At 55.5% G+C, this 22278-nt stretch carries 32 protein-coding genes; 18 read left to right on the top strand and 14 right to left on the bottom strand.

Features of this window, described 5'->3' with window-relative positions; translation table 11 throughout:
• Positions 1-109 precede the first annotated feature (109 nt).
• From ACZ5M3_RS03935 to ACZ5M3_RS03945, 3 genes are all read left to right on the top strand, one after another.
• On the top strand, positions 110-595 hold the full coding sequence (locus tag ACZ5M3_RS03935) for an Hsp20/alpha crystallin family protein (RefSeq protein ID WP_464840368.1): 486 nt from the start codon (positions 110-112) through the stop codon (positions 593-595).
• Between the two features lie 95 nt (positions 596-690).
• The gene (locus ACZ5M3_RS03940) at positions 691-3078 is read left to right on the top strand and encodes a CDC48 family AAA ATPase (RefSeq protein ID WP_464840369.1); all 2388 of its coding nucleotides are present in this window, start codon (positions 691-693) and stop codon (positions 3076-3078) included.
• A 74-nt stretch (positions 3079-3152) separates the two neighbouring features.
• Positions 3153-3650, top strand: a complete 498-nt coding sequence (locus tag ACZ5M3_RS03945) for a transposase (protein WP_464840370.1) — start codon at positions 3153-3155, stop codon at positions 3648-3650.
• Between the two features lie 2 nt (positions 3651-3652).
• On the opposite strand, the gene ACZ5M3_RS03950 is transcribed toward ACZ5M3_RS03945, so the two are convergent.
• Together ACZ5M3_RS03950 and ACZ5M3_RS03955 are read right to left on the bottom strand one after the other, a co-directional pair.
• Positions 3653-3802 (bottom strand): hypothetical protein, encoded by a 150-nt coding sequence (locus ACZ5M3_RS03950; RefSeq protein WP_464840371.1) that lies wholly within the window; start codon positions 3800-3802, stop codon positions 3653-3655.
• A gap of 192 nt (positions 3803-3994) precedes the next feature.
• Positions 3995-4144, bottom strand: a complete 150-nt coding sequence (locus ACZ5M3_RS03955; protein WP_464840372.1) for a hypothetical protein — start codon at positions 4142-4144, stop codon at positions 3995-3997.
• 64 nt (positions 4145-4208) lie between these two features.
• Between ACZ5M3_RS03955 and ACZ5M3_RS03960 the strand changes: the two genes are divergently transcribed.
• Positions 4209-4610: a M67 family metallopeptidase gene (locus ACZ5M3_RS03960; protein ID WP_464840373.1), complete on the top strand. Its 402-nt coding sequence runs from the start codon at positions 4209-4211 to the stop codon at positions 4608-4610.
• Positions 4611-4678: 68 nt separating this feature from the next.
• On the opposite strand, the gene ACZ5M3_RS03965 is transcribed toward ACZ5M3_RS03960, so the two are convergent.
• Both ACZ5M3_RS03965 and ACZ5M3_RS03970 read right to left on the bottom strand, forming a co-directional pair.
• Positions 4679-5413 carry a molybdopterin-guanine dinucleotide biosynthesis protein MobB gene (locus ACZ5M3_RS03965; protein WP_464840374.1) on the bottom strand — a complete coding sequence of 245 codons (735 nt, stop codon included), beginning with the start codon at positions 5411-5413 and terminating at the stop codon, positions 4679-4681.
• 9 nt (positions 5414-5422) lie between these two features.
• Positions 5423-5638, bottom strand: a complete 216-nt coding sequence (locus ACZ5M3_RS03970) for an LSm family protein (RefSeq protein ID WP_464840375.1) — start codon at positions 5636-5638, stop codon at positions 5423-5425.
• Between the two features lie 63 nt (positions 5639-5701).
• Here ACZ5M3_RS03970 and ACZ5M3_RS03975 point away from each other — a divergent pair, with 63 nt between their 5' ends.
• Complete coding sequence (locus ACZ5M3_RS03975) at positions 5702-6529, top strand: hypothetical protein (RefSeq protein ID WP_464840376.1); 828 nt, start codon at positions 5702-5704, stop codon at positions 6527-6529.
• Positions 6530-6631: 102 nt separating this feature from the next.
• On the top strand, positions 6632-7939 hold the full coding sequence (locus tag ACZ5M3_RS03980) for an ATP-binding protein (RefSeq protein WP_464840377.1): 1308 nt from the start codon (positions 6632-6634) through the stop codon (positions 7937-7939).
• Here the strand turns inward: ACZ5M3_RS03980 and ACZ5M3_RS03985 are convergent.
• Positions 7906-8658 carry a 6-hydroxymethylpterin diphosphokinase MptE-like protein gene (locus ACZ5M3_RS03985; RefSeq protein WP_464840378.1) on the bottom strand — a complete coding sequence of 251 codons (753 nt, stop codon included), beginning with the start codon at positions 8656-8658 and terminating at the stop codon, positions 7906-7908. The genes ACZ5M3_RS03980 and ACZ5M3_RS03985 overlap by 34 nt on opposite strands.
• Positions 8659-8690: 32 nt before the next feature.
• Entirely contained in the window at positions 8691-9152 is a 462-nt protein-coding gene (locus ACZ5M3_RS03990; RefSeq protein ID WP_464840705.1) for a Mut7-C RNAse domain-containing protein, read from the bottom strand.
• A gap of 51 nt (positions 9153-9203) precedes the next feature.
• Here ACZ5M3_RS03990 and ACZ5M3_RS03995 point away from each other — a divergent pair, with 51 nt between their 5' ends.
• Genes ACZ5M3_RS03995 through ACZ5M3_RS04010 form a run of 4 tightly spaced genes read left to right on the top strand, consistent with a single transcriptional unit; the run spans position 9204 to position 11371 of the window.
• The gene (locus tag ACZ5M3_RS03995; RefSeq protein WP_464840379.1) at positions 9204-9629 is read left to right on the top strand and encodes a HEPN domain-containing protein; all 426 of its coding nucleotides are present in this window, start codon (positions 9204-9206) and stop codon (positions 9627-9629) included.
• A complete protein-coding gene (locus tag ACZ5M3_RS04000) occupies positions 9592-9960 on the top strand; it encodes a nucleotidyltransferase domain-containing protein (protein WP_464840380.1) in 369 nt (122 codons plus the stop codon). The genes ACZ5M3_RS03995 and ACZ5M3_RS04000 overlap by 38 nt, the downstream gene beginning before the upstream one ends.
• Positions 9961-10016: 56 nt before the next feature.
• Positions 10017-10766: an MBL fold metallo-hydrolase gene (locus ACZ5M3_RS04005; RefSeq protein ID WP_464840707.1), complete on the top strand. Its 750-nt coding sequence runs from the start codon at positions 10017-10019 to the stop codon at positions 10764-10766.
• 41 nt (positions 10767-10807) lie between these two features.
• Complete coding sequence (locus tag ACZ5M3_RS04010; protein WP_464840381.1) at positions 10808-11371, top strand: nitroreductase family protein; 564 nt, start codon at positions 10808-10810, stop codon at positions 11369-11371.
• On the opposite strand, the gene ACZ5M3_RS04015 is transcribed toward ACZ5M3_RS04010, so the two are convergent.
• Genes ACZ5M3_RS04015 through ACZ5M3_RS04025 form a run of 3 tightly spaced genes read right to left on the bottom strand, consistent with a single transcriptional unit; the run spans position 11358 to position 13213 of the window.
• Complete coding sequence (locus ACZ5M3_RS04015) at positions 11358-11810, bottom strand: protein-tyrosine phosphatase family protein (protein ID WP_464840709.1); 453 nt, start codon at positions 11808-11810, stop codon at positions 11358-11360. The genes ACZ5M3_RS04010 and ACZ5M3_RS04015 overlap by 14 nt on opposite strands.
• A gap of 34 nt (positions 11811-11844) precedes the next feature.
• Positions 11845-12528 carry a carbon-nitrogen hydrolase family protein gene (locus ACZ5M3_RS04020; protein WP_464840382.1) on the bottom strand — a complete coding sequence of 228 codons (684 nt, stop codon included), beginning with the start codon at positions 12526-12528 and terminating at the stop codon, positions 11845-11847.
• A complete protein-coding gene (locus ACZ5M3_RS04025) occupies positions 12497-13213 on the bottom strand; it encodes a carotenoid biosynthesis protein (RefSeq protein ID WP_464840383.1) in 717 nt (238 codons plus the stop codon). The genes ACZ5M3_RS04020 and ACZ5M3_RS04025 overlap by 32 nt, the downstream gene beginning before the upstream one ends.
• A gap of 117 nt (positions 13214-13330) precedes the next feature.
• Between ACZ5M3_RS04025 and ACZ5M3_RS04030 the strand changes: the two genes are divergently transcribed.
• The 5 genes from ACZ5M3_RS04030 to ACZ5M3_RS04050 all read left to right on the top strand — a co-directional run bounded on the left by ACZ5M3_RS04030 (position 13331) and on the right by ACZ5M3_RS04050 (position 17392).
• The gene (locus tag ACZ5M3_RS04030; RefSeq protein WP_464840711.1) at positions 13331-14083 is read left to right on the top strand and encodes a DUF2202 domain-containing protein; all 753 of its coding nucleotides are present in this window, start codon (positions 13331-13333) and stop codon (positions 14081-14083) included.
• A 174-nt stretch (positions 14084-14257) separates the two neighbouring features.
• Positions 14258-15187: a hypothetical protein gene (locus ACZ5M3_RS04035; RefSeq protein WP_464840384.1), complete on the top strand. Its 930-nt coding sequence runs from the start codon at positions 14258-14260 to the stop codon at positions 15185-15187.
• A 106-nt stretch (positions 15188-15293) separates the two neighbouring features.
• A complete protein-coding gene (locus ACZ5M3_RS04040; protein WP_464840385.1) occupies positions 15294-16589 on the top strand; it encodes an ATP-binding protein in 1296 nt (431 codons plus the stop codon).
• Between the two features lie 285 nt (positions 16590-16874).
• The gene (locus ACZ5M3_RS04045) at positions 16875-17021 is read left to right on the top strand and encodes a hypothetical protein (RefSeq protein WP_464840386.1); all 147 of its coding nucleotides are present in this window, start codon (positions 16875-16877) and stop codon (positions 17019-17021) included.
• Between the two features lie 107 nt (positions 17022-17128).
• Complete coding sequence (locus ACZ5M3_RS04050) at positions 17129-17392, top strand: hypothetical protein (RefSeq protein ID WP_464840387.1); 264 nt, start codon at positions 17129-17131, stop codon at positions 17390-17392.
• Positions 17393-17405: 13 nt separating this feature from the next.
• On the opposite strand, the gene ACZ5M3_RS04055 is transcribed toward ACZ5M3_RS04050, so the two are convergent.
• From ACZ5M3_RS04055 to ACZ5M3_RS04065, 3 genes are read right to left on the bottom strand one after another with little or no spacing between them, the layout of a single operon-like run.
• Positions 17406-17615, bottom strand: a complete 210-nt coding sequence (locus ACZ5M3_RS04055; protein WP_464840388.1) for a hypothetical protein — start codon at positions 17613-17615, stop codon at positions 17406-17408.
• Between the two features lie 2 nt (positions 17616-17617).
• Positions 17618-18106, bottom strand: coding sequence for a hypothetical protein (locus ACZ5M3_RS04060; protein ID WP_464840389.1), 489 nt, complete (start codon positions 18104-18106; stop codon positions 17618-17620).
• Between the two features lie 10 nt (positions 18107-18116).
• On the bottom strand, positions 18117-18557 hold the full coding sequence (locus tag ACZ5M3_RS04065) for a winged helix-turn-helix domain-containing protein (protein ID WP_464840390.1): 441 nt from the start codon (positions 18555-18557) through the stop codon (positions 18117-18119).
• Between the two features lie 169 nt (positions 18558-18726).
• Between ACZ5M3_RS04065 and ACZ5M3_RS04070 the strand changes: the two genes are divergently transcribed.
• Entirely contained in the window at positions 18727-19248 is a 522-nt protein-coding gene (locus ACZ5M3_RS04070; RefSeq protein ID WP_464840391.1) for a hypothetical protein, read from the top strand.
• Here the strand turns inward: ACZ5M3_RS04070 and ACZ5M3_RS04075 are convergent.
• Entirely contained in the window at positions 19235-19828 is a 594-nt protein-coding gene (locus ACZ5M3_RS04075) for a class I SAM-dependent methyltransferase (RefSeq protein ID WP_464840392.1), read from the bottom strand. The genes ACZ5M3_RS04070 and ACZ5M3_RS04075 overlap by 14 nt on opposite strands.
• Positions 19829-19850: 22 nt before the next feature.
• Positions 19851-20351, bottom strand: a complete 501-nt coding sequence (locus ACZ5M3_RS04080; RefSeq protein WP_464840713.1) for a hypothetical protein — start codon at positions 20349-20351, stop codon at positions 19851-19853.
• A 68-nt stretch (positions 20352-20419) separates the two neighbouring features.
• On the opposite strand from ACZ5M3_RS04080, the gene ACZ5M3_RS04085 reads away from it, so the two are divergent.
• Both ACZ5M3_RS04085 and ACZ5M3_RS04090 read left to right on the top strand, forming a co-directional pair.
• On the top strand, positions 20420-21232 hold the full coding sequence (locus tag ACZ5M3_RS04085) for a GNAT family N-acetyltransferase (RefSeq protein WP_464840393.1): 813 nt from the start codon (positions 20420-20422) through the stop codon (positions 21230-21232).
• 9 nt (positions 21233-21241) lie between these two features.
• A complete protein-coding gene (locus tag ACZ5M3_RS04090) occupies positions 21242-22267 on the top strand; it encodes an aminopeptidase (protein WP_464840394.1) in 1026 nt (341 codons plus the stop codon).
• The last annotated feature ends 11 nt before the right edge of the window (positions 22268-22278 follow it).

The following is a 22278-nucleotide window of genomic DNA, read 5'->3' on the forward strand; positions in this document are numbered from 1 at the left end:
CCTGTTCTTTTCAGATTTTAGTCACCGATGCACATTAAAAGACGAAAAACTTTATAAACCTTGAGCTTTTAGTTACTACTGGTAACCAAAAGGTTGAGGGGGTGAGAGCATGGTCTGGAGGAGGGACCGCTACTGGGACCCCTTCGACCTGATGAGGGAGATCCAGGAGGAGATCGACGCCATCTTCAGGGACATCATGCGCGGGCCAAGGCTCTGGAGCACCAGGGAGCCAGAGCGCTACGAGTTCGTCAGCGAGACCTGGCGCGAGCCCTTCGTTGACATCTTCGACCGCGGAGACAGGTTCGTCATCACCGTTGAGCTTCCGGGAGTCAGGAAGGAGGACATCAAGCTCCGCGTTACGGAGGACACAGTCTACCTCGAAGCCCAGGTGAGGCGCGAGAAGGAGCTTGAAACAGAGGGGGCCATAAGGATCGAGCGCTACTACAGCGGCTACAGGAGGGTCATCAGACTGCCCGAGGAGGTCGTTCCGGAGAAGACCAAGGCGCGCTACAACAACGGCGTCCTTGAGATAGAGATACCCAAGAAGAAGCCGAGCAGGGGCGAGGGTGAGGGCTTCGAGGTGAAGATCGAGTGAATTAGTGGAAACCCTTTCGATTTTCCCGATTTTGGGGTTTCGGCTTAAATCAGAGGATTAACGATCATCGGTCATAAAGAAAGGAGGTGGTTTGCATGACTGAGAAGAGGGAGGTCAAGCTTAAGGTTGCTTCCGCTTACCAGCGTGACGTTGGCAGGGGAATAGTCAGGATAGACCGCAAAGCCATGCGCGAGATAGGCGTCCAGAGCGGTGACATAATCGAGATAATCGGAACCAAGAACACTGCCGCAGTCGTCTGGCCGGCATATCCGGAGGACGAGGGACTGAGCATCATCAGAATGGACGGAACCATAAGGAAGAACGCCGGCGTCGGCCTCGGTGATGAGGTCACGGTGAGAAAGGCCGAGGTCAAGGAGGCGAAGAAGGTCATCGTGGCCCCAACCGAGCCCATTCGCTTCGGCCACGACTTCGTTGAGTGGTTCCACAGCAGGCTCGTCGGAAGGCCCGTCGTCAGGGGCGACTACATCAAGGTCGGCATCCTCGGGCAGGAGCTGACCTTCGTCGTCACCGCGACGACTCCCGCCGGCATAGTCCAGATAACCGAGTTCACCGAGTTCCAGGTCAGTGAAAAGCCCGTTAAGGAGGTCAGCAAGACGGCAGCACTCGGCGTCACCTACGAGGACATTGGCGGCCTCAAGGACGTCATCCAGAAGGTCAGGGAGATGATAGAGCTCCCGCTCAAGCACCCGGAGATATTCGAGAAGCTCGGCATCGAGCCGCCGAAGGGTGTCCTCCTCTACGGCCCGCCGGGAACGGGTAAGACGCTCCTCGCCAAGGCCGTTGCCAATGAGGCGAACGCACACTTCATAGCCATCAACGGCCCCGAGATAATGAGCAAGTACTACGGTGAGAGCGAGGAGAGGCTTAGGGAGGTCTTCAAGGAGGCTGAAGAGAACGCTCCGGCGATAATCTTCATAGACGAGATTGACGCCATCGCGCCAAAGAGGGAGGAGACCCACGGCGAGGTCGAGAAAAGGGTCGTTTCACAGCTGCTCACGCTGATGGACGGTCTCAAGAGCCGCGGAAAGGTCATAGTCATAGGTGCGACCAACAGGCCGGACGCCATCGACCCGGCCCTCAGGAGGCCCGGAAGGTTCGACCGCGAGCTTGAGGTCGGCGTTCCTGATAAGCAGGGCAGGAAGGAGATACTCCAGATACACACAAGGGGAATGCCGATCGATCCGGAGTTCAGAAAGGGCAGGGTCATCGAGATACTTGAGGAGCTTGAGAGAAACGACACCTACCGCGAGAGCGCCGAGAGGGCCCTGCTGAAGGTCAAGAACGCAAGGGACGAGGAGATTCCGGAGATACTCAGGGGCATAGACGAGAGGCTCTACGACGAGGTCAAGGCCAGGCTCATCGATGCCCTGCTGGAGGAGCTGGCCGAGGTCACGCACGGCTTCGTTGGTGCAGACCTTGCCGCGCTGGCGAGAGAGGCGGCGATGGCCGCCCTGAGGAGGCTCATCAAGGAGGGCAAGATAGACTTCGAGGCCGAGCACATACCCAAGGAGGTCCTGGAGGAGCTCAGGGTTACCAGGAGGGACTTCTACGAGGCGCTCAAGATGGTCGAGCCGAGCGCCCTCAGGGAAGTCCTGCTTGAAGTGCCAAACGTCCGCTGGGACGACATAGGTGGCCTTGAGGATGTAAAGGAGGAGCTCCGCGAGGCCGTCGAGTGGCCGCTCAAGTACCCGGAGGCCTTCATGGGGCTCGGCATAACGCCGCCAAAGGGGATCCTGCTCTACGGCCCGCCGGGAACCGGTAAGACACTGCTCGCGAAGGCCGTTGCCAACGAGAGCGAGGCCAACTTCATAGCCATCAAGGGGCCGGAGGTACTCAGCAAGTGGGTCGGTGAGAGCGAGAAGAACATCAGGGAGATATTCAGGAAGGCAAGGCAGGCGGCTCCGACAGTGATATTCATCGACGAGATAGACGCAATCGCTCCAAGAAGGGGAACCGACGTCAACCGCGTCACCGACAGGCTCATCAACCAGCTTCTGACAGAGATGGACGGGATCCAGGAGAACAGCGGCGTGGTCGTTATCGGAGCCACCAACAGGCCGGACATCATAGACCCAGCCCTCCTCAGGCCGGGCAGGTTCGACAGGCTGATACTCGTTCCGGCACCGGACGAGAAGGCCAGACTGGAGATATTCAAAGTCCACACCAGGAACGTGCCGCTCGCGGAGGACGTCAAGCTGGAGGAGCTGGCGAAGAGGACAGAGGGCTACACCGGAGCGGACATCGAGGCGGTGGTCAGGGAGGCGGCGATGCTCGCCATGCGCAGGGCATTGCAGGAGGGCATAATAAGGCCTGGCATGAAGGCCGACGAGATAAGACAGGAGGTCAAGGTGACGATGAAGGACTTCGAGGAGGCCATGAAGAAGATAGGCCCCAGCGTGAGCGAGGAGACCATGGAGTACTACAGAAAGATACAGGAGCAGTTCAAACAGTCCCGCGGCTGATGTCCACCCTCCCAAACGGGGGAATGAACCCCCAACCTTTTAACTTTTGAAGCCAACTCTTCTAAGGTGGTTCCATGAACGTTAGAAGGCTTGAGGTTCTTTTTGCACTGACGCTGGTTCTGATGATGTACATCTATCCGCTGACCCTCATCGGCCTCTGGCTTCTCATGAGAGAGCTCACGGAGTACAGGGATGCTCTCAAAAGGTCGCTCATTGTTTTCATTGCCTCGCTCCCCCTCTACGGGGCGAAGATAGTTCTCGGAATCTCCGGATGGAGCAAACTCCTCGGAATAACCCCCGCGGGGGCGAGTCCCGCGGTAATAAACACCGTCCACGTGGTCTTTCTGGCGCTTCAGTTCCTGAGCCTCTACTTCCTCTATGGGGCACTCTCCCGGATGTCCGGCAACACCGGTGCCGAGATGCTGAAGACCGGTGGGCTAATGCTCCTCGTTGCCATACCCCTCCACTTTGCCACGATAACCGCGTACTTCATAGCGACGTGGATTGGCCTTGTCCTGATAATCTATGGGCTTGAGCAGACCGGAGGGGCTCCCGAGATTGGGAAATACTGACCTCAGGCCACCCACTCAACCTCATACTCCCTAGCGCCAAGCTTTTTCATCTCTTCCCGGGCTATTTCCTCGGCTTTTTTCACGTCGTTGGTCACCACAATGCGCTCCTCCGGGAGAGTGTGGTCGAAATAGTACACTATCCTCACGAGCATTTTAACACCCCCAAATATATCACTGCGAGTGATTCATGTGGTGCATCGTTTTAAAAACATTGGTGGTCTTAAAAGCACACCAATGACCACAAATAAGCGCACAAAAAAGCTCATTAGCGGACATGAAAATGCAGGGAGACATAGGTGGGCATCGGCAGTGCGGGCGGTAGAGGGAAGAAAGGGAGCGGAGAATCACTCAAGCTTTTCGAGTTCGTAGACCCTCGCGTCCTTCCGCCTGAGCTCCTGCTTCGCGAAACGCCTTGCCTCGTCCGCGGTTTCGGTCTCAAAGATGATGGTCGTCCCGTGGTGCTCTCCACCATGCAACGTGAGGGCCCATTTCATAATACCACCGGCAGAGCGTTGTCACATCTCCAAGCTTTATAAGTCTAACGGGGGAGTTTTAATCATGGAGCTGATAATCCGACAAGACGATTTAAATTCAATTATCAAAATGGCAGAAAGGAGCGCCGCTGAGGTCTGCGGCTTCCTCTTCGGAAGGCGGGAGGGCGACCGCTTCATCGTGGAAGAGGTCCGCCTCGTTCCCAACGGGCTGAACTCTCCAACGGCTTTTGAGATGGAGCCGGTCGAGATGGTAAGGGCCATAGACGAGGCTGAAGGAAGGGGACTGGAGGTCGTTGGGATATTTCACTCCCACCTCAACTGTCCCCCGAGGCCGAGCGGGAGGGACCTTGCGGGAATGAAGCTCTGGCCGGTGGTGTGGCTCATCGTCAGCCCGGAGGGAGATGCAAGAGCCTGGGTTCTGAAGGAGAAGAGAATAGACGAAGTCGAGATTGTACACCCAAAGTAGCGCGGGAATTTTTGGATAAAGAACAGGGACATCAAGAATGAGCGGGGAAAATTCAAGGACGCTTCCCCTTATTCGTTTCTGATGATTATCTCTATCCTCCTCCCCTCGCGGTAGCCCTTCATGCTCGACAGCATGCCCCTTATCGTCTTCTCAACCAGCTCCTGCACCCAGTCTTTCATCGGGAGAACCTGTCCGTCTATCTTTACCGTGACTTTCGGCTTTGAACTGAGGACGACGCAGTCCCCGAGCGTTTTCTCGCCGCTCACTATCATTTCCGCCATCTCGGCGCACTTGAATCCGCACATGCCGCAGTCAATGTTGGGCAGCATGAATGCTCTTCTCTCCACGATATCTGCGAGCTTCTCCGGCTCCTTAGTCGCATCTATAACGGGCAACCCGTCTATCTCCTCAACGCCTTCTCCAGCTATAACCCCACTCACGGCCGTAGCAAGGCCATCATTGAGTTCCCTAACGTCCGCTTCGTCCCTCGCGCATATGACCTTGGGGACGTGCTTAATGGACTTGAATCCCTCAAGCAGGAGGAAGTCAGCGCTGACCATGGAGAAGAGGGCGTTGATGTCCTTGGCTTTGAAGAGGAGCGCATCGGTGTCGCGGGCGCGAACCACAACGGTGTCCGCAATCCGCGAGAACCTCCAGGTGTCGCTCCCCTCCCGGTCAAAATCCGAGTGCATGCTCTTCGCTATGGCAACGCGGTAGCCACGCTCCTTCAGCACTCGTGCAACCGCCTCAACGGCCGTCGTTTTCCCGCTCCTCTTGAAGCCCACAAAGGCAACCGCCTTCATAGCCACCCCTCACAGAAGCATTATCCAGTTCATATCCTCTATCTTGACTATCAGCGCCTTTGCCTTGTTTCCGGCTATGTCAGAGACATCCTTCAGGACTATGACCTCCTCGTCGAAGTCTTCAAGGATTCCGGTAAATGAGTGCTCGTTGCTAACCGCCAGAGCCACCCTTTTACCTTTCCACGCCTCAAGGGTTCTGTCCAGCAGGTACTGCTTCTCACCCATCCTCTCACCCCCAGAAACCAAAAACCTATAAGGCTTTTAACCGTTTCCGGTTCCGGTGATAGAATGAGGTTCGTTACGAAGAACGAGGCGGTAAGAAAGTCGTTTCTCGAAGACCTGAGAAAGGAAGGTATCAAGTTCGAGCTTCATGAGAGACTCGGCTACGAGGCCTTTGTGGGCTACCTGCTTGAGGGAACGCTTGAGGAGATAAGCGCGCAGATAGATGTGATAGAGGGCGCCGACAGGGAGGCCCTCAAGGAGGGATTCCTCTCGTTCAGGGAGAGCCTTAACCACATCCTGGAGCACATCAAGGTCGGTGAGAGGTTCGAGACCCTGATTCAGGAGGGACCGTGGGTTGCAGAGCTCCTCGACCAGCTGACCAGGAACGGAGCGGTTGAGTACAGCGACGGAATTATAAGGCTGAAGGAAGGTGTGGATGTTACAAAGCTCCATTTTGAGTTCAAATTCCCCTTCAACCTCGTCCACAGCCCGGAGAGCGCGGAGAGAACCGCCAAGCAGTTTGCCTTCACGGATCTCACCATGGAGTACGAGTTCGAGATACTGGAGCTGGACATAGCCAAGATAAACGTCCTCGGAAAGATAGCGGCGCGCTACTTCCCGGAGGACTACCTGCTGAGGGTGTACTTTGCACTGATAGGCCGCTCGATACTGGCGGGGGAGATACTCAAAGCCCTCGGCAGTGACAAGATCCCAGAGGGGGAGCTGGTTAAGGGATTCGTCAGGGTGGCGCCGATATCGATACCCACAGAAAAGGGAACCCTCGTGATCAACTACTCCCAGAAGGCCGTTGAAGAAGTCCTGCGCTTCCTCAAGAGGGCCGGCTACGTCGAGATTAAAGCCGGGAAGGTCAAGAAGCTCAGAGATATGGTCTAATCAACCCTTCTCATCCCCTATTTTGGATTCTCGATAATCACCCACCTCGCGGGAACAAACGTTTATAAGTTAGTTCAACATAATGACCAAATCGGTGGTTGTATGGTTCAACCAGATGACCTAATTGTGGAGCACCTAACGAGCACCCCCACCCTGCTCGCCCCTTACAACAAGCCCCAGAAGAGACACCTCTACAGCTGGCTGTCCTCGAAGGCTGAGATGTACTTGGAAGGTGGAAATTCCGACACAGTCCTTCTGCTCGGAATAAGGGGAGTTGGAAAAACGACCCTGCTCGCCCAGATATACTTTGAAGTCCTGAAAGAGGTTGGCCCCAACGGGGTTCTCTACCTCTCCCTCGACCGGCTGAGGGCCCTTGGCCTAGAGCTGCTGGAGGTGGTTGAGGCGTACAAGCGACTGGTAAGGCCCGAGAAGGCGGTACTCCTCCTCGACGAGGTTCAGTACGAGAAGGATTGGGACTTGAAGATCAAGCTCCTCCACGACGAACGGAGGTTCTTCATAATAGCAACAGGCTCTTCAGCGATAAAGCTCAGGGAAAGCCCGGATCTTGCGAGGAGGGCCCTTCACAGGGAGCTCTTCCCGATGACCTTCCGGGAGTACCACCACCTCAAAACGGGTAGGGAACTGCCGGAACTCATGGGGAGAATCATGAGAGGGGAAGAAATCTCGATGCCCCCTGTGATGGAGGACGTCGAGATGTACGTCAGGGCCGGTGCGATGCCGCTCGCCCTCGAAATGGAAGAATGGGAAGTTTACGAACGATTGACGGCGATGCTCGACCGCGTTGTCTACCGCGACCTGCGGGAGGTTCACGAGTTCGACGCCGAAACGCTCGACCGGGCCTTCGACCTGCTCCACCTTCTCGCGACCCCAAAAGGCGAGCGCTTCAGCTACGAGAGGCTGTCAAAAACCCTCGGGCTGGCCAAGGGGACCGTTATGAAGCTGGTCGATGCTTTGGAGAAGGCCGGCCTCGTGCAGAGGATTCCACCCTGCGGTTCTCCCGCGAAGGCCATCCGAAAAAGCCCCAAAATCAAGTTCCTCGCAGTTCCGATCAAGTCGGCCCTGCTCTTCAGCTCGGGCTTCAACCTCAACAGAAAGGAGGTCTTCGCTTCTCTGCTCGAAGACGCCGTGGCGTTCTACCTCTTCCTCCTCTCAAAATCGGGAAACGGCCGGCTGTGCTACGAGCCCGGCAGGGGCGGAGCGGACTTCGTCTTTGAGCTTAACGGGGAAAGGGTTGTCGTCGAGGTCGGTCTCGGCAAGGTTCGGAAGAGCCAGGTAGAGAGGAGCATGGAACGCTTAGGGGCAGAGAGGGGAATCGTGCTGGGGGAGAGATACGAGATAAGCGAGAGGGTGGCGTTTTACCCCTGGAAGGTCTTTGTGGCCGGGTTCTGACTGAGGACTGCCTCATTATCGAGGGTCAGATAATCAATCCTCGCCCTTCCATTCTTTTCCAGCCATTCCAACAGCTCCACCGCGAATCTGAACTTCTTCCTCTTGCTCTCCCAGACCGGGGAGTGCTCCCCCAACCCGGGCTTGCTCCACCTGCCCACGACCTGACCGAAGTCAAAGCCAACCAAGACGATTTCTCTCGCCCCCATCTCCTCTGCCAGAAAAGCCGCCCTGTCGCCGTCGGTAAAGCCCCCGAAGTTGTAGACTATGTCCAGAGGCTCAGTCTGACATGTCCCGAGAATCCTCGAAAACATCGGGACGTAAACGGCCATCTTCTCCACGTTGTCCCCGTGGGCGTGGACGGCCATGAAGGAACCTCGATCGTTGGCCAGCTTTAGATCCGGGATCCTGCCATCGAGGTCGGTGACTATTATGTCGGGAAGAAGGCCCGCATCGAGGAGTGCAGAGGTCGCCCCATCGGCCGCTATCAATGTCCCATCGGAGAAGTCGTACTCCCCAAGCGCCCTTTCCAGACTTGGACCGCAGCCAAAAACGTAGGCCCTCCTTTCCACAACCGCGGCCAGCTCGTCCTTCAGGATGTATTCGTCACCCTCAAGGAGCAGTGCCCTCAACAGCTCGGCTGCCCTGCGGTCTTCCTCAATGGAGTAGCCCATCTCACGGACGATCCTCAGATAGAACGGCTTCCACTCCTCCCACTCCATCTCAACACCAGCCAATGGTGGGTGGACACCTTTTAAACTCTTCTCAGCTTTTCACCTATCCTCAGCATCTCCCTCCACTGTCTCCCCGGCCAGTAGACTTGACCGCAGTTTTCGCAGACGTAGAACTCATCGTATTTCTGATAGACGCTCTCGGGAACCCTCCCCCTGAGGTCGTCCTTGGGGATCGGCCGGATGGGGCCGTTGCACTTCGGACATCGGGCATGGGCAGGAAACAGTTCCTCAAACTCAAGGCCACGCTTCTTGAGCTCCCCGATCTGTCCCTCAAGGGAGTTTGAGCTCAGCAGGATGACATCGATGCCGAGCTTTCTGGCCCTCCCAGCCAGCCCGGAGTCACGGGTCAGAATTACCCTGTTCTCCTTCAGGGCAGTCCGGAGTATCTCATCGTCATCCTCCGTCCCGTACAGGGTGTCGTAGCCGTAGAGTCGGAGCCACCTCGCGAGCCGGCCGAGCATCATGTCGGCTATAAAGCGCATGATCATCGAAAGGTATTAATCCGATTGGGTTAAAGTGTTTCCGGTGGTGGAATGCACTACGAAGAGGTGGAGACGCTACTGAGGCGCTCGCAGGACTATATGGAACTGGCAAACTCGGCGTTTGAGATGGGAAAATACGACGCCGCAATATTCCTCGCGGAGCAGGCACTTCAGCTTTACCTCAAAGCGCTCCTCGTCAAGTATGCCGACCTGAGAATAAGGAGCCACTCACTGAGGGAACTTTTGTATCGTCTTGGGCAGGTCTTTGAAAGGGAAGAGGGAATTGAGGAGTTCATAAGAACCAATAGAAAGCTCCTGCGGGAGCTCGAAGACGCGTATATCGGAACAAGATACGAGGCTAGGGCCTATTACCGGGAAGACGCCGAGGAGCTTATGGAGTTCGTTACCAGAGTTATGGGCTTCATGGAGGGCATCGCGGGTGAATTCGAGAGAGGCGCTGATATCCAGGATGATTAAAGAGAGCAGAAAACGCTACCTGATGATAAAGAACTACAGGAAATACCTCCCTGCTATAAAGCGCGCCTGCGAGGAGGTTTTTGGTGAGTGCGAGCTCTACATCTTCGGGAGCGTCTTAACCGGAAAGTTCACCGCCGGGAGCGACGTTGATATCCTCATAAAGGTTAGAAATGCCCCAAAAAGCCTCCGCGAGAGGGCCGAGCTTGAGGTCAAAATCGAAGAGTTAGCGGGACTTCCGCACTACCACCCCTTTGAGTTCCATATAGTCGACGAGAAGGGCTTCGGGCGCTATGTTCAACTTCTCAAGGTGAAGCCAGTCAGGGTCGAGTAAGGGCCGGCAATCCTTATAAGGGAAACTATTTTACAGTCATAAAACAGGTGGTGGAGATGCTCGTCTACTTCATAGGCACCGGCGGCAGCGAGGGTATTCCGGCACACCTCTGCACCTGCCCTACATGCAGCGAGGCGAGAAAGCTCGGCTTTGCCCAGAGACTGCCCTCAACGCTCGCAATAATAACCGATAACCGGAAGGCGGTTCTCTTCGACGTTGGCACGGACATAAGGGACTTCCTCAACGTCCCGCTGGAGGCCATCTTTCTGACCCACTGGCACCACGACCACATCTACGGCCTCTACAAGCTCAGATGGATGGCCCTAGAAACTCCGCTCTACGCGCCGGAGGGGCACGCCGATGCGCTAATCCTCACCGAGCCCAAGAACCTCCAGCCGGGAACGATAAAACCGGGGGATTCGGTCGAGCTGGACACGCTTAAAATCACCGCGTTCCGTCTCAACCATCAGGTGGAGACCCTCGGATACCTCATAGAGGAGGACGGGAAGAGCGTGGCTTTGCTCTACGACACGAAAGGCCTCCCGGAGGAGACACTGAGTTTTCTGGAGGGAAAAGCACCGCTGAGGCTGGCGATAGTGGATGCGACCTACCCGCCGGGGACAGATGATCCATACCACAACAACGTGGACGAGGCGGCGGAGATTGGGCTCAGGCTCGCCGAGAGGACGGTCTTAAGCCACATCTCGCACAAGAACCTGCCGTTCCTTGAGCTGACGGAGTACGTGAGGGGGAGGTGGGGGACGAGGGTTCTCGTCGCCTACGATAGTATGGTGTTCTACGTCTAAACGTTTTTATCCGTTCCCGCCCAAAAGAAACCGGTGATGCCATGCGTGTTCTTGAGCTGGCGAAAAGGAGAAAGACCGTAAGGCGGTTCCTCCCGGAGAGGCCGCCAAAGGAAGATTTAATGAAGGCCATCATGGCGGCAAAGGAAGCACCGAGCGGTATGAACGCCCAGCCCTGGAAGTTCGTAGTCATCGATGACGACTGGCTGAAGGACAGGATAAGGGAGCTCTGCGAGAGGGAGGAGGAGAAGTTCTACTCAAAGACAAAGGGCGACCTGATGGCATGGCTGAACGCCAAGGGCTTCAAGCCCGAGAAGCCCTTCCTCAGCGAGGCCCCCTACCTACTCCTTGTCTTCGGGCACACCAAAGCCCCTTACTGGCTTCAATCGACGTGGATAGCGGTCGGCTACCTCCTCCTTGCGCTCGAAGAGCTCGGCCTCGGAACCGTGACGTACACCCCTCCGAACCCGAAACCGATAGAGGAGCTGTTAAACGCACCAGCGGACTACAAGCTCCAGACGATTCTGCCCGTTGGTTATCCCGCCGATCCAAAGCCAAAGTATGAGAGGAGGAAGCTCGAAGAGGTGGTGAGCTTCAACGGCTTCTGAGGAGCCTTTCCAGTTCCTTTAGAACCCCCATCTGCTCCTCAACCTCAACAGCACCGGGTCTCAGCCGCCGAACCTTCAGGAGGGCATCCCTCAGGGGGACGCCTTCCGAGTACATCACCCATGCAACCGCCACCGTCCCGCTCCTCCCGAGGCCGCCCATGCAGTGGATCAGAACCTTTTTGTCCTCCCCAACCCTCACCTCGATCCACCGGAGGATTTCGAGGAGCTGGTTCAGAGCTGGGGCAGAGAAATCCCGGACGGGACTGTGGAGAACATCAACACCCCGTTTCAGCCATTCATCCAGTTCGTAGGGAAGTTCAAACTCCTCAACGAGCACCACAACCGCATCGAATGTTTTGGCAACTTCGTCCATTTCCCTCCGCGTTGGCATCCGCGAGAAGGCAACGTTACCGTCAACGAATCTGGCCGGGCGCCACATTCCCATCCCCCAAGGCCCTTAATGTCAGGGGGATTTAAAGTTGCTCCTCCCAGATAAGAGTTTTCTCACCCTCAGTCGAGGCCAGGAGCGTTCCATCCCCATCAAAGACCCACGCGCCGCCGAAGCTGTCCCAGTGACCAAAGCTGTTCACGATGAAGGTCCTGACACCGAGAAGTGAAACGCGTCGGCCCATATCCTCCACTTCCTCTTCCAGGTTAAACTCGCCCCACGGGGAGCGGTCCATCGGCATGAAAATATAGTCCGGTCTCTTCCGCCTCACCCACTTCAGAATGCGCTTGTTGTAGAGGTCGCCGCAGATGATTATCGCGACTTTGCCGAACTCGGTTTTTGCGGTCTTTACGGTGTTGCCGGTGCAGAACTTCATGGGCTCCTGGAACTTGCGGTGTTTGAGGAGAACCTCGCCGTTCCGACCAATCAGGAGGGCGGAGTTGTAAACGCAGTTCTTGTAGTGTTCAATGAGGCCGAAGACAACGTAAACGCCTGCTTCTCTTGCGAGTGAGCTTACCCGCGCAACTATCTCATCGTAAAGCTCCGCCCCACTGAAGTCCCACTCCTCGAAGCCTGTGAGGCAGTACTCGGGGAATACAACGAAGTCGGGGTTATGTTTCATCGCTTCCTCGAACCTCCGTCTGAACTCGGCCCAGTTGGCCTCGAAGTTTCCAGCCTCAACTCTCATTGGAACCAAGGCTACCCTCATTCTTGAGCCTCCTTACCGTTAATGGAACCAGCAGAATGAATGACAGCACAAAAGCAATTAGCGTGGGTATTTTTACGTCCTCTGGAGCATACAGGGCAAAGGTGAGTGTTTCAAGAAGGTATATACCCGGTCCGAAGCGCTTGAGGCACGAACATATTGAAGGGTCCGAAAGCCGTTCGTAGAGGTAGAATATTATGAGCGAGACGAGAAACCAGCCGAGGTAGTTTGTCCAGGGGATGCCAAACCAGTTAAGGGACGTCGTCCTTATCCAAACCCAGGCGTCCCAGGAGGTCATTATGGGGTCTATAGAGAGGTCAAAGATCACCATCAGGGCCGAAGCAAAGAGAATCCTGATGGTTCTCCTCGAAAACAGGAAGCTCGCCGCCAGATAGGCAATGGAACCAAACACCGCCCAGGCCACCGGTACGAAGAGAGCGACGCCGAAGAGCTGTGGCTGAAGGTTCACGTACTCGTAGCAGCCGAAGGGGAGACAGAGATGCGTTCCAACGAGTTCAGCGAGAAACCCTATGAAAATTCCCAGACCCGCTAGAGAGGGCAGACTCTTCCACTCCCTCTGCGATAAAAGTGCAAACGCCAGGAAGTACAGCAGGAGGTACACTGGGGATTTCTTCAGAATATTTGCAAGCAGGATCAACAGGAGCGCGGCCTTTAGACGATTGCTCATGGAAAACGTTTCTCCTTCGGGGATATAAGTCTGTTGCCCACTTCTGTAACCCGAAAGGCTTATAAAGCTATATCACATATGTAATATTAGAGTTACATATGGGAGAAGGTGATGAAAATGTTGGGAAAGAAAACCTTTGGACTGCTCCTCATGGGAGTCGTCCTGCTGGGAGTGTTCAGTGCAGGGTGCACAACGGGCGACTCGGCCACAACCACCGAGACCGTGACCAGCTCAACCTACGGCGCCGAAGCGGCCCCACAGGGCCCTCCCTCAAACGTGACTGCCGGCGGTGCGATGGATATGTACAGCACTGATTACATAGCATCCCTCCCTTCGGAAGACCTCAGCATGGATGAAATACAGGCCATCCTCTACATGCGCGAGGAGGAGAAGCTCGCCAGGGACGTCTACCTCACCCTCTACGACCAGTGGGGGATTCCAGTGTTCAGCAACATAGCTAGGAGCGAGCAGACGCATATGGACATGGTGCTGGCGCTGATAGACAAGTACAACCTGACCGACCCTGCCGCGGACAAGGACATCGGCGAGTTTGAGAACCCCGAGCTCCAGGCCCTCTACGACCAGCTCATCGAGGAGGGCATGAAGAGCGAGGAGGCGGCACTCGCGGTTGGTGCCCTCATAGAGGAGGTTGACATCAAGGACCTGCAGGACTGGCTGGACAAAACCGACAACCAGGACATCGAGTACGTCTTCGAGAACCTCATGATGGGGAGCAGGAACCACCTGAGGGCATTCACAGGAGTACTCGCGAGGCAGTACGGCGTGACCTATGAGCCGCAGGTTCTGCCGCAGGACGAGTATGAGGCGATAATCAACAGCCCAATGGAGAACGGAATGTCGACTGGCTGAAGAGTTCTTTTCCTCTCCCTCTATTGGTCGGAAGGTATGTCCCCCTCGAACAACCCAACGTGGGGAGGTAAATATTTAAAACTAGCCCATGTTATATATCCCGCAGGTGGGCTACAAGACAGTCCTACAGTATATCCCGTAAAAACCGAGTGCAGAATTGAGAGGGATGAAACCGTGAAGACCTACTCCTTCGGCGTTGAGACGGTTCCTGTTGCACTCGCCGGCGACCTGCTCGTCGGGAGCGTTCACGACGGGAAAGCCTACAAGATCATGCTCGCAAGGCTCAACGGGGAAGAAATAACGGCCGTAGAGTTCATCTCGGGCGAGAACGACTGGGAGGGGCACAGCGGGGCGAAGCTTGCCGATGGTTACCTCATCAGTGGAGCCGCCGATGGAAGGGCAACCCCCGACGGGGGGGAGGGCTGGAAGGGCTACATCGCGAGGCTGGACGGGAACCTCAAAGTCCTCTGGGAGAGGAAACTGGAAATCCTCGGCAACGAGTGCGTTTACTCGATCCTGCCAGCTGGGGACGGGGCCTTCATAGCCGGTGAGACCTCGGACGGGGAGGGCAGGGGCTTCTTCATAGGGAGGATTACGGAGGACGGCGAAGTCCTATGGCTCAGGAAACTCTGCCTCTGGGGCGATGCCGTGATTTCCGGCCTGGTTGAACTCGATGAGAGGCCCGTCCTCGTTGGAAGCCTGAGGGAGAAGAACTGGAAGGTCAAGACGTTTGAGTTCACCGAAAACGGAGAACCTATAAAGGAAAGCGAGTTAGCAGAGGGGATCGCCTTAACAGCCGCTGAAATGGGCGGGAAAATAGTCCTGGGCGGCTATAGGGGGAGAGATCTCTGGGTCTGGGGCGGAGACTGGGAGGTAACGCTCCCAAACGGCGCGGCGACCTCGCTCCTGCCAATTGAGAACGGCCTCATAGTTGGGGGTGAAGTGGAGGGGAAGGCGGCGGTGATAAAGGTTAGGGACGGTGAGATCCTCTGGAAGAGAGAACTCTGGGAGCGCGGCTGGGTCGAGATTCTGGGTGAGGGCGTCGCACTCGGGGTTAAGGAGGAAGAGGGAAAGACGGTTATGGTCGTTGAGGCTCTGAAATGATGCAACTCTTCCCCTTTTACGACCAGGCTTTTTTGAGAAATTGTACTATTTAAGTGATACAAAAACCTTAAATATATCTTAGTCAAATAATACAAATGGTGAAAACGTGAGTCTTGAAGAGGTCATCGTCGAGTTCCACAAGCTCGGGATTCCAGAGGTTAAAAGGCGCGAGCTGAAGCTCCCCATGGATTTGAACAAGGCGGTGGTTGTTTTTGGACTCAGAAGGACAGGAAAGACTCATCTCCTTTATCAGACAATGCTCGACCTCATGGAAAAAGGCCTGCCCTTTGAGAGGCTGTTCTACATCAACTTCGAGGACAACAGGCTCGAAGGCCTCACGGGAAAAGACCTTTCGGAAATCGTTGAGCTATACTATAAGCACAATCCCGACGCTGACGTTATGCACCTCTTCCTCGATGAAGTCCAGAACGTTCAGGGTTGGGAGAAGTTCGTGAGGAGGTTGCTTGAGAGAAAGAACGCAAGGGTTTTCATCACGGGTTCTTCCTCAAAACTTCTCTCGAAGGAAATCGCGACTTCCCTGAGAGGAAGGAGCCTGAGCTTTAGACTCTTCCCCCTTTCCTTCCGTGAGTTCCTCACCTTTAAAGGCGCTGAGTTTAAAGAACCCCTAATAGAGCGGGAGAGGGGAAGAATAAAGGGATACCTTGAAGAATACGTTGAATACGGCGGCTTTCCGGAGATAGTTGACTACCCACCTCTCCTCAAGATAAAAACCCTCCAAGAATACCTTGACCTGATAATCTACAAGGACCTAGTCGAGCGATACGGAATCGAAAAAACCGGCGCGATGAAGGGGCTCATACGCGTTATAGCCCGCAACTTTGCGAGGAGGACATCAATACGAAAACTCCACGGCATGCTCTCGTCGCTCGGTCTGAGCCTCAGCAGGAGTAAGGTCTACGAGTACTTCTCTTATCTTGAGGACATTGGCTTCGTACTGCCGATCAGAAGGTTCCACTTCAGCGAAGTCGAGTCCCTCAGAAGCATGCCCAAGCTTTACATAGCCGATACGGGATTCCCCACGGTCTTCGGAGTTAAAGATGTCGGTTATAGGATTGAGAATACAGTAGCCATCGAGCTCCTCAGGAGAAAGCACTACCTGGAGCCGAGGCTTAGCATTAGCTATTGGATGGATAACAGAGGCGAGGTTGACTTTGTCGTCTCGCTCGGCTTCGCTGTTAAAGAGCTGATACAGGTGAGCTACGATATTGAGGAGCCTGAGACGAAGCGGAGGGAAGTAGAAGCTCTTTTGAGAGCGTCCGAAACATTAAAGTGCAGCAACTTAACGGTGGTTACCTGGGATTATGAAGCTGTTGAAACCCATGGTGGGAAAGCCATAAAGTTCGTTCCGCTGTGGAAATGGCTCCTAGGGGCATATGAATGAGAAGGCTCCTCGTCTTCGCCCTCGTCTGATTCGTCTTTATAACTTGGGGGATGGAACTTGAGTCGTGTGGCTGTTTAAATCCCCGACGGGCTCCTGGGCCTCCTAGAGCGCGTCAGGATTCCCCTATTTAACTGCCGGAAAGTTCGGCTGGAGGGAGCTCAAGTATTCGATGGCGGTCGTTTTCCTAATGCTAGTCATTGAAGTTGCCTATTCGAGGAGCTACTCTCCACAGATTCCCGGGAGTTCCGCTACCACATTAGGATTTCCCCAAACATTGGAATAGCATTGCTCTCGCTGAGCTCTGGGTACGTCTACTACACCCCTGAAATCCTCGCGGTTAACCTGCTCTACGTCTGCTCCCTCAAACCCGGAAACGAAAGGTTTGCACTGATAATGCCAGCCCCAGCGAGCTACTCTCCTTCGACAAACTGAGGGGCGACGTCAAGCCCCGGAACTGGACGGCTGAGGAGGGACTTCGGTTCGACGGGTACATACACAAGCTGGAGGGCAACGTTCCCTCCGGCGGGGCCAAGGCGGTGGTGCTGTTTTACCCCCGAAGTCTTGGCCTGGAGGTCTACCTCCAGTTGAAACGGGCGTTCCTTGAGACGAAATGGGTCGAGAGGGACTACGTCGAGCTTCCGTCCCACGACGGGAGGAGACATCTAGTAACCCATGACCTCTTCGAGAAGAACGAGAGAGCGGCGTACATTGAGATTTCAACCTACGGGGACATGGACGTCCTGATACTGCTCTACGGGGACAAGTTGAGCGTCAAAACCTCTGCCGGGGCAATGTGGGAGTAAATAGGGAAAGCAGCTATCTCCTGGAAGACCTGAAAAGCGTCTCTCTGAACGGCGCAGATGGATCGAAGTCCCTAACCAGCTCATCGACGACCTCTACCGGAAGTCCCTCGCGGAGGAGCTCCCTCCTGAACCGCCGCTTTGTCCGATTTGCTACCTTAACTATACCAGCCATCCTGAACGCTATTACGGGCAGTCGAAGAAAAAAGTGAAGGAGGCCCCTCAAGCTTACTCCTCCTTCCGCTCATCCCCTCCAGGGCCCCTTGGGGGTCCGGAAATATTTATGCTGCCGAAGCCTCCTTTCCCAAGATTGGCCAGAATCTCCATGAGCTTCTTCCCGGGGTTTATCGCGTCCATGTACTCCTTTGTCAGCTCAAGAGCCGCCTCCTTGTCCATGCCGGCCTCGGCCAGGTTCTTATAGAACTCGGCCACGCTCCTGCCCATGGCCTGAACCCTCTCCGGACTGTAGAGCTCGTTGAGGAGCTCCTTGAGCGGCTGAAGGATGTCCTCGATCATCTCCCCGACCTTGTCCATGATGGCCGGAATCTTTTCGAGGTCCTTGTCGCCCTCGTAGGTCTCGATGAGGTCTTCCACAATCTCGGCCTTCCTCTTGAGGAGTTCAACCTCCTCCTCGCTCTTTGCGTTCCTTATCCCCTCGACCAGCTCGTCGAGGAGCTCCTCCAGCTTCTTCGGGACTCCTGCCTTCTCATTCACCATATCAACCACCTCAATAATCATTAGTGTGGTCAAGCCTAATCGGCATTCCGATCATTTCGAGCCACTTTTTGACCACTTCGCGGGAAAGGGCGTAGACTTTCCCCCTCTCGCCGGGAGCCTCGACAACGATGCCCATCTCCCTCAGCTCGGCCAGCTTCGCTCTAACGGTGTTCCGCGAGGCCTTTCCGCGCCTCCCCTTCAGCTCGCGAGCTATCTGGCTCACGTTGGCCCTCTTCAGGTCGAAGAGAATCCGGACGATTTCACGCGCTATCGGGTCGTTCCTTATCTCGGGTACGATGAGGTCTATGCTCAGTCCGCCGTATTGAGTGTAGACGTTGATGAGCCTCAGATAAGCCTGCGCCATCTGGGAAACGACGGCGAAGCTCTCCCTGAGCTCCTCAAGGGCTTTTTTGAGCTCCTGAACTTCCCTGGCAAGGTCTTCGTCGGGCATGGTAGTCACTTGGGTGGTCAATGCTTTAGACTTTCCGGTCAGGGGTGAGCAGGAAACTTTACTGCAGTTGGCAGGAAATGTCGTAGAACATAGCAATTGGAAAACTTTAAGTCATGAACACCACTAATTGGAACAGGACTAATGAGGGGCGCCAACAACGAGAAGGTTCATGTCTGTAATTCTGGTACTCATCGTCATTGGCATAGCAGTTGCTGGATGGTTCTACTCACTGGAGGGGTCCATGGTATCGGAGAATTCCCAGGAACACAACAGTGGGGGTGACTGCGTTCATCCCGGCTACGGCGAGCTGAACGCCCGCGTTTTAAACCTGGGCGAGAAGAGCGTGGCTCCACATACCGGAGAGAAATTACAAATCAACGGCACCGTTGATGGGAGGGCCTTTCTCGTCGGGAATGAAACCTGCCACTACTCGGGAAACGTGACACTGAAGGCGTATCTTGGACCGGGGACCCCAAAGGACTCGTGGAGCTACGTGAGCGGTAAGCTGAGAAGCGTCGAAGGGCTGAAGGTCAGGATAAACCCCTCGAGAATAACCCTCGAGCCGGGAAAAACCGTGCATTTCACCCTCGAAGTGACGCCCGAGAGAACCGGGACGTACTACCTCTACGTTGTTGCCCTCTCCGATGCTGGCTGGAGGAGCTGGGCGGTCGTCAAGGTTAACGTGAGCTGACCATTCCAACAATCCAGACGTAGCGGTTCACCCTCTCGAACCGGCACTCCAGCCCTAGCTTCGTGCAGATTTTCCTCAGCTTATCAACGGTGGCGAAGTACTCGTCCTCTATCTCCTCCTTTAGACCGTCCTCCTCCCCGATTCTCATCTTTTCCTCCTCTGACTCAAACATCACATCGGCGATGACGATTCTCCCGCCAGGTTTCAGAATGCGGAGCATCTCCTTTATCGCGTCCTCCTTTTCCTCATCCGGCACGTGGTGAAAGGCGTAGGTGCTTATTACAGTGTCGGCGCTCTCGTCAGGTAGGGGAATCCTCAAGAAATGGCCGTTCAGCGGTTCGAAGCCGTGCTTTTCCCTGAACCTTCTTCTCATTCCCTCCGAAGGCTCGATGCCGATGTACCTCTCACACCGGAGAAAGCGGAGGATGTTGCCGGTTCCGCAGCCGATGTCAACCACTACCCCTCCTGCCTTTTCGGCCACGAGCTTCAGAACCTTCTCATAATCCGAGTGTATCCAGTCGTCGCTCACGACGTCCTCATCGTAGGTGCCCGCCCATGAGTCGAAGTCCCAGTGCTCCATGAGGATACCCCAAAACCTTGCCTCAGCTTGATAACCTCTGCGTCAGGTTGAAAAGCCTCTCTGCGCGGGAGGGGGACAGTTCACCCACCCCTCCGTTTTTGAGCACCGCACCCAGTTCTCTTGAGATTTCATCGAGGAGTTTCACGTCGTCCGAGAGCGCTTCTTCGGGATTTGGACTGTTCATGGCCGTGTGGAAGTAGACACCCAGATTACTGGCTGCCACATGGAGCCTCCAGTACCTCTCATCTTCATTCAGCAGATAGAGGGAGAACGCTGCCTTTTCCAGCATCACAGAGCAGTAAGCGTACCGGCTCAGCCTTTCCCTAAGGACATCATTGCTCACGTTGCCATCGAGCATTATCCCGATGCTGTTCATGTCTTCCAGGCAGAAGACCGCGATGTTTGAAACATCGAGTATGCCATTCAGAGTGGCCTCAAACTCCCTTTCCTGCCGATGGTATGCATAGCCGAGGGAGGCGGAAATGATGAGCAACGCGACGGTGAGCGCGAGAAGGCGATTCATTAACACCACCAAACGTAATAACGAAAGGTGCTTAAAAGTGTTTTTCCAATCAGGCAACGGGTGGTGGTATGGAACCTCTCATAAGGGAAGCCAGACCTGAGGACAAACCTTTCATAGAGGAGATAGCGCGCCTGACTTGGGGCGGTGAAGATTACCTGGCGCGCGTCTTCGACGAGTGGCTAAAAGACGGGAGCTTTTACGTCCTGGAGGTTGACGGGAAGGTAATTGGCACGGCGAAGCTGACGCTTCTCCCGGGAAAGGTCGGCTGGCTTGAAGGTCTCCGTGTTCATCCCGATTACAGGGGCAGGGGCTACGGGAGGCTCCTCCACAACTTCATGGTCGAGAAGGGAAAGGAGCTGGCTGAAAAGGGAGTAATAGAGGCATTGGAGTTCGCGACCTACTTCCTCAACCGCGAGAGCATAGCGATGGCAAGGAAGGACGGCTTCTCCGTTATAGCGAAGTTCTTCAACCTCGGCGCGAAGGTTGAGGATTTCCGGCCGGAGGAGCCCTCCCGGACAGAGCTTGAGATGGAAGACCTGGGGCTTGGAATAATCCCGCTCGGCTGGAAGTTCGTGCACAGGGGCGCGGAGGCCTTAGAGTGGCTCAGAATGAAAGGGGAAGCCTACGAAATAGCTGGCTTCAAGTTCCTAGCAACGAAAGAAGGGACGACCTTCACGCCGCTCTCAACGGGCCTGGGCTGCATAAGGGCGATGATGCCGGCGATGGCGTGGGTGGCGAGGGAGAAGGGCCGGGAGGAGTTCGACCTGATGCTCCCGAGCGGCATGAAGCCGGTTCTTCCCGGCTTGGGGAGGCTCGGCCTCTCCCTCTGGGACGAGACCGAGGAGCCTAACGTGCTGGTATTCAGGAAAAAGCTGGTTTAGGTGTTTGAGATGGAGAACAGTCTCAGGAGCGCCGCCGGGTGCATAATCAAGGACTCGGCGCTTGTTAGGACAGGTGAATCGGTGCTGATAATCCACGGGGCACACAACAGGAACTTCGCCAGCCTGCTGGCTGAGGAGGCCATCCGCGTTGGCGCGCTCCCGTTCCTCTGGAGTTTCGACGACTCGCTGATATCTGATTTTCCAGAAAAGCCTTCAGAAAGCGTTGCCGGCATCCTCGGGAAAGTTGACGTCGTGATATGGCTCTCCCAGTACACGGCCGTCGATGATCTATCCGAGAACGTTCAGGAGAAGGTCTTCTCCTTTTGGGACTCTATATATGGCCTCCTGCAGGAGGAGAAGGTGCCGACGCTCCTCGTGAACCTTCCCCCGCCGGCGTGGCTTGAGGAGGACGGGATAAAGCCCAGTGAATACCTCCTAGAGTTCATCTCCGCAGTGGACGTGGACTACGTTCGGATGCGCGAGCTCGGGCTTATTGTGGCAGAGAGACTCAATGGGGCGAAGGATGTTCTTATAACAGACGAAAACGGCACACATCTGAGGTTCAGCGTTGAGGGGAGAAAGCCGGGCCTTGAAGACGGGACGCTCCGCGACTGTCGGTTGAAGCGTAGGGAGTGCGAGGTCGAGATTCCAGCGGGGGAGGTTTACATAGCCCCAATAGAGAGCTCCGCCTCAGGGCGGCTCGTCCTTCCCCACGAGGGTCTGGAGCTGGAGTTTCATAGAGGTAAGGTCATCTCCATAGGGGGCGAAAAGGCCGATGAGCTCAGGGGGAGGATTGAAACGCCTGGAGGGAATGTTATAGCGGAGTTCGGAATAGGGCTGAACCCCGGGGTAAAGCCCCTCGGCCTCAGGATGTTCGATGAGAAGGCCCTTGGGACGGTCCACGTGGCGATTGGACACAACCTGCACCTCGGGGGAGCAAACGAGTCGAAAATCCACATCGACTTCGTTGTCATGAACCCTACTGTGCTCGTGGACGGGGAGCCCCTGATGGAGAGAGGTGTACTTAAATTGTAGGAGGGACAGAA

It is taken from the genome of Thermococcus coalescens (genome assembly GCF_055392585.1).